The organism is Aquiflexum sp. (assembly GCF_041749095.1).
Lineage (GTDB): Bacteria > Bacteroidota > Bacteroidia > Cytophagales > Cyclobacteriaceae > Aquiflexum.
Genome location: NZ_JBGTCA010000308.1, coordinates 1 through 9,737, shown reverse-complemented (window position 1 = coordinate 9,737; position 9,737 = coordinate 1). Strand labels below are relative to the sequence as shown.

The 9,737-nt window shown below is 40.4% G+C and carries 12 protein-coding genes; 3 read left to right on the top strand and 9 right to left on the bottom strand.

All coding sequences use genetic code 11. From position 1 onward, the window contains the following. Positions 1-36: 36 nt before the first annotated feature. From ACEW8O_RS14230 to ACEW8O_RS14220, 3 genes are read right to left on the bottom strand one after another with little or no spacing between them, the layout of a single operon-like run. Entirely contained in the window at positions 37-627 is a 591-nt protein-coding gene (locus tag ACEW8O_RS14230; RefSeq protein ID WP_373495293.1) for an aminodeoxychorismate/anthranilate synthase component II, read from the bottom strand. After that, complete coding sequence (locus tag ACEW8O_RS14225) at positions 608-1,150, bottom strand: CvpA family protein (protein ID WP_373495292.1); 543 nt, start codon at positions 1,148-1,150, stop codon at positions 608-610. The genes ACEW8O_RS14230 and ACEW8O_RS14225 overlap by 20 nt, the downstream gene beginning before the upstream one ends. 12 nt (positions 1,151-1,162) lie before the next feature. Further along, entirely contained in the window at positions 1,163-1,612 is a 450-nt protein-coding gene (locus tag ACEW8O_RS14220; protein ID WP_373495291.1) for a GatB/YqeY domain-containing protein, read from the bottom strand. Between the two features lie 61 nt (positions 1,613-1,673). Between ACEW8O_RS14220 and ACEW8O_RS14215 the strand changes: the two genes are divergently transcribed. The 3 genes from ACEW8O_RS14215 (at position 1,674) to ACEW8O_RS14205 (ending at position 3,189) form a co-directional block, all read left to right on the top strand. Then, positions 1,674-2,393: a pyridoxine 5'-phosphate synthase gene (locus ACEW8O_RS14215; protein ID WP_373495290.1), complete on the top strand. Its 720-nt coding sequence runs from the start codon at positions 1,674-1,676 to the stop codon at positions 2,391-2,393. 264 nt (positions 2,394-2,657) lie between these two features. Beyond that, the gene (locus ACEW8O_RS14210; protein ID WP_373495289.1) at positions 2,658-2,894 is read left to right on the top strand and encodes a type II toxin-antitoxin system ParD family antitoxin; all 237 of its coding nucleotides are present in this window, start codon (positions 2,658-2,660) and stop codon (positions 2,892-2,894) included. Positions 2,895-2,910: 16 nt separating this feature from the next. Beyond that, positions 2,911-3,189: a type II toxin-antitoxin system RelE/ParE family toxin gene (locus ACEW8O_RS14205; RefSeq protein ID WP_373495288.1), complete on the top strand. Its 279-nt coding sequence runs from the start codon at positions 2,911-2,913 to the stop codon at positions 3,187-3,189. Between the two features lie 48 nt (positions 3,190-3,237). On the opposite strand, the gene ACEW8O_RS14200 is transcribed toward ACEW8O_RS14205, so the two are convergent. The 6 genes from ACEW8O_RS14200 to ACEW8O_RS14175 form a co-directional block, all read right to left on the bottom strand. Continuing rightward, on the bottom strand, positions 3,238-4,308 hold the full coding sequence (locus ACEW8O_RS14200) for a DUF3810 domain-containing protein (protein WP_373495287.1): 1,071 nt from the start codon (positions 4,306-4,308) through the stop codon (positions 3,238-3,240). Positions 4,309-4,312: 4 nt separating this feature from the next. Further along, on the bottom strand, positions 4,313-4,894 hold the full coding sequence (locus ACEW8O_RS14195; RefSeq protein ID WP_373495286.1) for a NifU family protein: 582 nt from the start codon (positions 4,892-4,894) through the stop codon (positions 4,313-4,315). A gap of 66 nt (positions 4,895-4,960) precedes the next feature. Further along, positions 4,961-5,623 (bottom strand): outer membrane beta-barrel protein, encoded by a 663-nt coding sequence (locus ACEW8O_RS14190; protein WP_373495285.1) that lies wholly within the window; start codon positions 5,621-5,623, stop codon positions 4,961-4,963. Between the two features lie 48 nt (positions 5,624-5,671). Next, complete coding sequence (locus ACEW8O_RS14185; protein ID WP_373495284.1) at positions 5,672-8,440, bottom strand: carboxypeptidase-like regulatory domain-containing protein; 2,769 nt, start codon at positions 8,438-8,440, stop codon at positions 5,672-5,674. Between the two features lie 134 nt (positions 8,441-8,574). Continuing rightward, positions 8,575-8,781, bottom strand: a complete 207-nt coding sequence (locus ACEW8O_RS14180; RefSeq protein WP_373495283.1) for a hypothetical protein — start codon at positions 8,779-8,781, stop codon at positions 8,575-8,577. Between the two features lie 5 nt (positions 8,782-8,786). Next, positions 8,787-9,737: glutamate--tRNA ligase (locus ACEW8O_RS14175; RefSeq protein WP_373495282.1), on the bottom strand; the 951-nt coding region annotated here is incomplete at its 5' end.

Genomic DNA, 9,737 nt, shown 5'->3' with positions numbered 1-9,737 from the left:
AGTTTGGATAAAGCTTTTTTTACCGAAAAAATTCTTTTATACTGAATGATATGTTGGAAAGCCTACTCGATAATATTTGATCCAATTTTCTATAATTTTAGGTCCATATTGGGTGAGAACCGCCTCAGGATGGTATTGGATTCCAACTATAGGGAGTGATTTATGGACCATGGCCATGATCTCATTGTCCTTAGTTTCCAAAAGTACCTCAATTGAATCCGGAATATCAGTGATTTCTAATGAATGATACCGGGTTACCTCAAAAGTTATTGGAATTCCTTTTAGTATTTCATGCTCATTTACCTTGAAAACCGGGTGTACTTTGCCGTGTACCGGTTTTTTGGATTTAACCAACGTCCCACCAAAAAACTCTCCAATGGCCTGATGTCCCAAACAAATGCCGAGGACGGGTATTTTGTCATGATAATATTCCAAAATCTGTAGTAAATTTCCTGCCTTGGCCGGAATTTCAGGTCCTGGAGACAAAATCAACCCATCCCAATCTCTTTTTTTGAGAATTTCGAGCGCAACATCATTTCTGAAAATTTCCAGATCCAAACCCGCCTGTCTGAAATAATCAGCGAGTATATGGGAAAAGGAATCAAAATTATCGATCAACAGTACCATCTGCGGCTAACTTTACCAATTCCTGAATACCTGCAATGGTATCTTTGATGATCGGGGTTAACTGATCCAAATACATGATGACGAAGGGAGCAATAGGCTGGATATAGCTATATGATTTTGAGTCTTCAACCCATTCCTGATTAACAAAAAACTCAAAAGAATTGGCTATCCACAGCAAAAGACTCAGAATAAAGGCTGTTTTGAAAATTCCGAGAATGCCCCCTGCCACACTATCCACCGAACCCAGAATGGTGAAATCCAAAGTTTTCTTTACCAGAAAAGCCAAGCCCCTGATGATCAAGATCACACCAAGAAATATCATCAGGAAAGCCACAAATGGTAGAAAAAAAGTAAGCTGATCCACCCTTTCTGCCAACAAAGCCGTTCCCCAATCCATGAAATGGAAGGCAAGAATGACGGCTATGATAAAGGCAACGATAGATAGGATGCTGATAAACAATCCCTGCTTGAAACCGCTATAGGCTCCCATAGCCAGAAAAACAATGATGATCAGATCCAACATCCCTTTTTTACATCAACCCAATAAGGCCTTCACTTTCTGGGAAATGGCTTTGCCGTCTGCTTTTCCTGCCAATTCCTTTGTCGCTGCTCCCATTACTTTACCCATGTCCTTGGGACCTTCGGCACCTACATCGCTGATTATTTTTTTCAAGGCTGCTTCCAGTTCATTATCGGTCAACTGTTTGGGAAGAAACTCATTGATGATTTCAAGCTCGGCCATTTCCACGGCATACAGGTCTTCCCTGTTTTGCTGCTTGTAAATGTCGGCGGAATCTTTTCTTTGTTTGGCTGCCTTGGTCAGCAGTTTCATTTCATCTTCGGATGTAATTTCCCCTTTACTGCCACCTTTGGTCTCTTCCAACAAAATCAAAGACTTGATGGCCCTAAGCGCTCTCAATCTGTCTTTGTCCTTGGCCAACATGGCTTTTTTAATTTCACTTTCTACACTTGGCTTTAAACTCATTGTCCTGTTGTTTGTGTTATAGGTGTAAATTTGTCACAAAATTATCTTTTAATTTAGGAAAATGACCAAACTGAGCGTAAATATTAACAAGATAGCTACCCTGAGAAACGCAAGAGGGGGTAATAATCCGGATGTCGTAAAAGTAGCATTGGACTGTGAGAGGTTTGGCGCCCAGGGCATTACCGTACACCCAAGACCGGATGAAAGACATATCCGCTACCAGGATGTTATCGACCTGTCAGAAGTCGTGACTACCGAATTCAACATTGAGGGGTATCCTGACAAAAGATTTATAGAAATCATCCGTTTGGTCAGACCGGCACAGGCCACTTTGGTTCCTGACCCACCGCATGTACTTACTTCCAATAATGGTTGGGACACCATCACCCATCAGGAAATGCTCAAGGATATTGTAGCTGAACTTCACGAGTCAGGCACTAGGGTTTCCATCTTTATCAATCCCGAGAGCAAATATTTTGAACCGGCCAAAACCACGGGGACTGACCGGGTAGAACTCTACACGGAACCTTATGCCAGTCTTTTCCCAAAAGACAGAAATGCCGCCGTAAAACCTTATGTTGAAGTTGCGCTTCTTGCTAGGGAATTAGGCTTAGGCCTCAATGCCGGCCATGACCTGGACCTGCATAACCTTACATTCCTGAAGAAAAGCATACCGTTTTTGGAGGAGGTGTCTATAGGGCATGCGCTGATTTGTGATGCGTTGTACTTTGGATTGGAGAATACGATACAGATGTATAGGAGGCAGTTGGAGGAGATTTGATTTAAGATTTGAGATTTGAGATTTTAGATTTTAGATTTGGGATCTGGCAAATTTGAATTCTGAAATTAGAGTTCAAAATTGGTTGAAATTAAATTGAGGTTTTGAAAACCCTTCAATTTTTTCTTGCAAGTTTCTAGAGTGTTTAAGTTTAAATTTTAAAAGACAATGTTTTTCTAAAAGACATACAATTCTTTTTTATTATTAATTGATAATGGTGCAATAATGATGTATTTTTGAACCAGATAGTATAAAAAAAATAAAATTATGACAAGACAAAGTATATCATTTACCAAACCGAATGAGGATTGGTTGAATGAACAAGTCGATAGTAATGAGTATTCCAGCAAAAGTGAATTAGTAAATGATCTTATTCGTCAGGCTAGAGGAAAACAAAATGAAATAGACTGGATACGGAACAAACTTATTAGGGCTGAACAAAGTGGATTTACAGAAATGACACGAGAAGAAATTCTTGCACAATCTAAAAAAGAATTCCGCTGAAATGGGAAATTATAGATTGACCGAAGAAGCAAAAGCCGATTTAATTAGGATCCATCATTACGGAATCCGAATATTTGGAGAAAACCAAGCTGATCTTTATTATATGGCATTTTTTGATCAGTTTGAAAAAATTTCTGACAATCCATATCAGTATCAGAGCGTAGATTCAATTCGGAAAGGATATAGAAGATGTGTATGTGGAGCCGACAGTATTTATTTTCGAATTCATGGAAACACGGTTGAAATAATGTCCATAATTGGTAGGCAGGATATTGATAAAATATTACCCAAATGAAATGGTTAAGGATTTTCAAATATAAATTTCCTCCACTTACATTATTCTCTACTCATTCAAACTATTTCTCCAAGCAAAAGCCAACATGGGCAACTGCTGATAACTGTTGACGCCGGCTTTGACTCCTTGGGTTTTGAGGAAGAGGTCATTGGATTTGCGGCTGATGTCCAAGTTGAAGGGTTTGATTTTTTGCTGGGCGATCTGAATGGAAATCAGGTCATTTCGGATACCTGCCGGTAAAGTCTTGTAAAAAGCAGTGAAATCTTCCTTAGACATCCTATATAGGTCATTCATCTGATAGCGCAGCAACCTCAACTGTCCCGAATATTGCAACAAAGGGTCATCAGAATTGGAGCAAATTACCCACCCGATGAAGTTGGCCTCCCCCTCATCCGTTACGCCATAGCTATGCGCCATTTCATGGGCAATGGTAAAAGGCTTCTCCAGAGGATGCAAAGTTGGGTCAATATAACTTTCGGCAGTGAAGGGAAAATAAATACCCAAAATCCCCATCCTTCTCATAAAGCCGGCAGGATAGAATTGCTTGGTACGTGGCTCTCCGGTAAAATTCAGTCCCAACAAATAGAGATTCTCCCGCATATTGGCTCTTACCAGTTTTTCCAGGTCGGCATAGTCCATGATGCTTTCTATGGCCACAGTGTCCTCTTCGATATTGCCCCGCAATTGGTTGAGGATACTTCGGGTCAAATGTAATTCACCCATTAGTTGTTCCTGATTCAGTGTCAAAGGTTTTATTCCGATCTGTTCAAAAATGGGAATTCTCTGATAGTTATATCCCCACAGGATCAAAAATAGAAATATGAGTGCCCCAAGGGAATTGCTCAAAGACCTGATGGAATATCCCAATTTATTTTTCCAACCTTCTTTTCTTATAAAATGATAGATATAGATCCCTATAAAAACAAAGACAAATGCAACAAAAATATAAACTGTGGCAAAAGGCAATTGTGAGATGGATTTGTCCACCAGGTTTCTGATCCCGGGGAAAAAAGTCCGGGAATATAAGGCCTCTGTCCTCACAGGGTATTTAATGGCAAAATGCCTGATCAGAATACCGATCAGGCCCAAATACGTCCACGTCCAATTACCCCGAAACATCAGATCAGACGCCCTCTGCTTGCACTTCTTTGACTTCAGGAAGCATTCTGGTCAAAAGGTTTTGGATACCGGCTTTTAAAGTTACAGTACTTGATGGACATCCTGAACAGCTTCCCTGCAACAATACTTTGACAATACCATGTTGAAAACTATGGAACACAATGGCGCCGCCATCCTGTTCCACAGCCGGACGGATATATTCGTCCAATATACCTTTGATTTTTTTGACAGTTTCGGAATCATTTTCATCAAAAAGAGGATCCTTGTCAAAATTGAACTGAACAGCAGCTTTGCCCGCTTCCAGATATTTTTTGATATGATCTCTGATGAAATCCTGGATCTCTATCCAATCCACATCTCCTTTTTTGGTTACAGTGACAAAATTTGAAGCGATGAATACCCTATCCACCGAAGCGAAATTAAACAACTCATGGGCCAAAGGGGAATTATCAGTACTGGACTGATCCGGGTAATCAAAGCTCACTCCTTCATCTGCCAACATAAAGTTTACCACAAACTTCAAAGAATTGGGATTGGGATTGGCTTCAAGGTAAATATGTACGGGTCTTTTCTGTGCTTGTAACATGATTGGTCATTTTTTGGATGCTTACTCCCTTATACCATCAAAGCAGCGGATAAGTTCCTTTCAGGTTTAATTTTGGAATTTTGATTTTGCAACTTGGAAAAGATAGGTGAGTGTAATCTCAATATTGGTAGAATTCATATCAAAAATCCTATCCTGTTTTTCAGGCCTTCCAAATTCATAGGAAAACCTGACATCCCCTGCCAAAGTACTTTTCCCAAACAATTTAGACAATCCCGCACCTGCGGTCAGTCCATATAGAAATTTCCTCGGATCATCTTGAAGCCCTCCATAGGTGGGCATTATAGTCGGTCCTTCGAAATTTCTTTGTGTATCAGTTGCATTCATCAGATATCCAAAGTGGGGCCCAAGCTTGATGTGGAACCTGCCCCCTCTTCCTGCATAGAAATTAGAGAGAAAAGGAACTTTAAGGTAATCCCATTCCGATTGATTGACAGCCAAAGTAAGTTCATCTTCTTGGGTGTAGCCTAACTTTAGGTACTGTAATTCGATTTGTATCCCTGCATTTTTATTGCCAAAATGCTCCAGTACAAAGGCAAATGTCGGGGCAGTAATCCCAGAGGTCCGTATGGGTGGTCTGCCAGGTGCATGCCTGTAAGTAATGTTCGATGAAGAATATCCACCCCGGATCCCAAAACTTGTCTGGGCTTCGGAAGCTTCGGAAAATCCCATCAAAATCAAAAACAATAAAACAACGCTTTTAAGATGCATTTCCAAAATTAGGGATTGTTTATTAATCTTTTCAAAAGCACTCAGGATCTATTTTTTTGATGGAATGATGTGGGTAGCACTTATCGGCTTACCATCTATGGTCAGGCCCTCTACAACCACAATTTTTGGGCTATCAGAATCATTGGTGTAAAACTCCAAATTTACTTGCCCTCCATCGGAGTCTGTGACCAAATATGGATTCCAATATAGCGTTACCCTTTGGTCAATCTCAGGATGCTCCTCTTCCAAGCTGTAGTCAAAGGGTACAAAACTTCCCCCATAACCAAACCCATCGATTTCCAGACTATTCAATCCAGGGGTGTTCCCACTAAGAACAGGAGTTTCTGAAACTCCTCGTTTGAGATAAATGGCAATTATTCCATTTCTTCCAAGATCACCCATCATGGAACTCATCCTACTGACCACTTCGATCCTGTCAATGTCATTGGGATTGATGCCTGCAATGTTATCCGCAGCCCTGGCGCTTGGTCCTGAAGGCATCACCGCCCCATCTACCATCACCAAAGGTTCCATGGAAAGGTTGGCTGAAGTAGCGCCTCCCCGGATCCGGATTTGTAGTGTGGTGGTGACCGACATACCTGGAATCTGCGCTTTTAGGCTGTTCAACAAATCGCTGACAGAACCGTTTCTGTTCAGCTTATCCCCACTGACCACATGGTCAGCCCTGCCATAAATTGCCCGTTTGGTATAATCTTCTTTTTGTGTTTCAATGGTGACCTGTTCCAGAACGACAGTTTCTTCTTCCTCTTCCATTCCTTCAAAAATCGATTCATTGGTGGTACTGATCTTAGGGAAATCAATGTGAGAGGGAACAAAAAACGGAGGGTTGAGCCTGGGAATGAGCTCAAAGGAACCAAAGGTTCTTCCTTTTTTGTCCAAGGCCAAAAATGCAAAATCAACCGGTCCATAGAAGTCCAGTTCTTCCAGCACAAAATTGCCATCTTTGTCAGATTCCAGCTCCAACATTCCTTCAAAATTATTCAAATAAACAGTAAACGGTGTCGATGTTGGTTTTGCTTTTTCGTTCAGAAACCGACCATACACATTCCATTCCCTTTCTATTGGAAAATTGAATTTTTCGGTCGTGATATTTTTGGGAACTTCCAGCAACATCAGGCTATTTTCAATGTTCACTGATTCAGGAATGATTGAAGCATAATGGGTATCTCTAACAGAAGCCGAAAGGTTAGCAGAAACCGGTCTGCCATCCTCATCTTTGAGAGAAACCAGCAATGACACTTTCTCTCTTTTGCCATAACTTTCCTTGTCTGAAACAAAAGACGTTTTTATCGGTACGTCCGGATCTTGCGGCTTATCAGAAGACAATATTCTATCATAAGTAGATAGGACAGGAAGGGCCTTAACAAAATAGGATTCAGGTCCATAGTTTCGGTTCCAGGAAGTATATGCCCTTAGATAATATTCCTTTTGTTTCAAAGTGTCAGGAAGGAAAATCTCCCCAACAGCTTGTCCGTTTTCTATTTTGAATTTTTTCTGAACTATTAAATCCCTGTTTCCTGATATCAATTCGACATAGAGTATTTTGCTCAGTTCCCTTTTCAATTCAGGATTGGCAAATTGGAAATAGGCCTTGAACAGCAATTGATCGCCTTTGTAGTAATAAGGCCTATCGGTATGAAGATATACTTTTTCCTGAAGGCTGTTGGCGTCTTTTGCTAATTGGACATCTATTCTGTCTCCAAGATTTGGTTTATAGTCCATAGGAAGCAAAGCGCTTACTTTACTTTTGTCCATATCCCCCGAGAAGGTGACATCTTTGGGATTAAGCACCATGCCATTTGAAGATATATTCACATAATTTCCTTTTACTTCAAGCCAGGAAATTGGGTAAGGAGCATCTTTATATGTATTTACCGTTGCATAGCCTTTTTCATAGTGGATCTCAATCCTTCCTTTCATCAAGATTCGAAATTCACCTGGCTTTTTGCCCGGACTTACCAGATTTTCAGGTTTATATTCCACAATGGAATTTCCGAGTTCATTGGAAAATACATCTGATCTGAGGTTCCTACTGGCCGAACCCCCGGCTTTGTCCCCATAAAGATAAAAGCCCTCTTGATTGTGGTTGTTTTGGATCATTGCCCTGAACATGTTGGCAGGGGATTTTAGGTAGGTATCCAGTCTGTTTTTTTGCCAAAGTTGTTTGGTTTTGGAATTATCGGTTTCCAATTCCATAAATCTCGTGGCACCGGAAATGATACTGTTCTGGGGAGTAAATACAAATTCTTTAAGGTCAAAAGTCAGGGAATAACCCAATGCATTGTTTTTGATTTCGATAGGTTGAAATGCAATCGCCCTGAAATTGTTATTGGTATTGTCATCCGGAAAATCAATAACCCATGGATTGAGGATTTCACATTGAGACGCCATATTATCATTGCCCAGGAAAAAATTTCTGAATTTCCTCAAATCCCTCTCCCAGGCCCTGTCCCTTGAAGCTTTGATTTCCACATCCGAAAGTTCCTGTTCAAGGGAGACCAATGCCACATTGATGGTCAATTGACCGCCCGGTTTGATTGAAGCGGGTTTTTGGATTGCCTCGTAACCAATAAAAGAAAATCCAATTTCAAATTCCCCTTCCGGTAATTCTTTCAATTCATAATTACCTTCAAAATCCGTTGTTGTCGCAATGGTGGTATTGTTGATAAATACATTACAAAAGGGAAGCGGTTCCCCGGTTTGGTTGTCAGTTACTTTCCCTATTATGGAACCGGTTTGTCCAAAGCCCAAAAAAGGAATACAAAACAATATCAAAAGTCCAATCAATTTTTTCATAACAACAATCTACTAATAATTAAGTCTGAATATTACTTATATTCTTAATGATTGGCAAGTTAAGTTAAAAAAAAAGCACAAAATCAATTTGAATTTGTGCTTTTTGCCTTTCATTATGGATTTTTAACAAAATTTTACTTTTTCTTCTTCCCATCCTTGATATCCTCTATATCTTCCCGGTCTTTTAGCTTTTTGTCTTCTACGTTCTTATTGAGAAATTCGTTGATTTTATCTATTGGAAAACTACTTGAGATTTCTCCAAAAGAGTTGATGTTCATCTTAAAACCGTCAAGATCTTTATGCACTTTTGGATTTTCTTCTTTTTTGGATTTCTTTGCCATGATAATTAACTGTTTACTTTTAAAGTTTCCAACGCAAAATTGATCCTTTTGGTCAATTCCTCTTTACCGATGATGCTGAACACAGCCATTAGATCGGGACCTGCCCCGACCCCGGTTACTGCCAATCTTAATGCCTGCATGATTTTCCCCAATTTAATCCCGTTTTCCCCTGCAGCATCCTCCAACATGGATTTGGCAGATTCAGGAGTGAATTCTCCGGTAAACTGATTCAGTTTTTCTTTATAGGAACCCAACACTGTCACGGCTTCATTGTTCCATTTTTTGGAAGCCACTGCTTCATCAAATTCAGTCGGCGCATTGATCATAAATTTTCCTTCCTTCCATAAATCAGCCGGAAATGTTGCCCTTTCTTTCATGATATGGGCAATTTGGGCTCCTTTGGTCAAGTCCAAGCTTATACCTTCTTTTTCAAGATCGGCAATAAGGTATGCGGCAAGTTCTTCATCTGATTTGGCTCTGAGGTATTGTTCATTATACCACTTTGCCTTATCGACGTCAAATTTTGTACCTGATTTACCTATCCTTTCAATGGAAAATGCTTCAATCAACTCCTCCAATGAAAACAGTTCTCTGTGGTCACCGGGATTCCAGCCTAAAAATGCAAGGAAATTCAGGAATGCATCGGGAAGATAGCCCTGTTCACGGAATCCCATGGCTTTCTCTCCTGAATTGGGGTCTGTCCAATCCATTGGGAAAATAGGGAAACCATGCTTATCGGCATCCCTTTTGGAAAGTTTCCCATTTCCATCAGGCTTCAACAAAAGCGGAAGATGGGCAAATTGCGGCATGGTATCTTCCCCCCCAAAATATTTATACAGCAACACATGTAAAGGAGCAGAAGGAAGCCATTCCTCGCCTCTGATCACGTGGGTGATCTTCATCAGATGGTCATCTACGATATTGGCCAAATGATAAGTCGGCATGCCATCTGATTT

Bases quoted from the DNA above. Each gene is read 5' to 3' on its own strand.
- ACEW8O_RS14210 (WP_373495289.1), top strand. From the start codon at position 2,658: ATGACAAGACAAAGTATATCATTTACCAAACCGAATGAGGATTGGTTG.
- ACEW8O_RS14190 (WP_373495285.1), bottom strand. From the start codon at position 5,623: ATGCATCTTAAAAGCGTTGTTTTATTGTTTTTGATTTTGATGGGATTT.
- ACEW8O_RS14200 (WP_373495287.1), bottom strand. From the start codon at position 4,308: ATGTTTCGGGGTAATTGGACGTGGACGTATTTGGGCCTGATCGGTATT.
- ACEW8O_RS14225 (WP_373495292.1), bottom strand. From the start codon at position 1,150: ATGTTGGATCTGATCATCATTGTTTTTCTGGCTATGGGAGCCTATAGC.
- ACEW8O_RS14220 (WP_373495291.1), bottom strand. From the start codon at position 1,612: ATGAGTTTAAAGCCAAGTGTAGAAAGTGAAATTAAAAAAGCCATGTTG.
- ACEW8O_RS14195 (WP_373495286.1), bottom strand. From the start codon at position 4,894: ATGTTACAAGCACAGAAAAGACCCGTACATATTTACCTTGAAGCCAAT.
- ACEW8O_RS14215 (WP_373495290.1), top strand. From the start codon at position 1,674: ATGACCAAACTGAGCGTAAATATTAACAAGATAGCTACCCTGAGAAAC.
- ACEW8O_RS14180 (WP_373495283.1), bottom strand. From the start codon at position 8,781: ATGGCAAAGAAATCCAAAAAAGAAGAAAATCCAAAAGTGCATAAAGAT.
- ACEW8O_RS14230 (WP_373495293.1), bottom strand. From the start codon at position 627: ATGGTACTGTTGATCGATAATTTTGATTCCTTTTCCCATATACTCGCT.
- ACEW8O_RS14185 (WP_373495284.1), bottom strand. From the start codon at position 8,440: ATGAAAAAATTGATTGGACTTTTGATATTGTTTTGTATTCCTTTTTTG.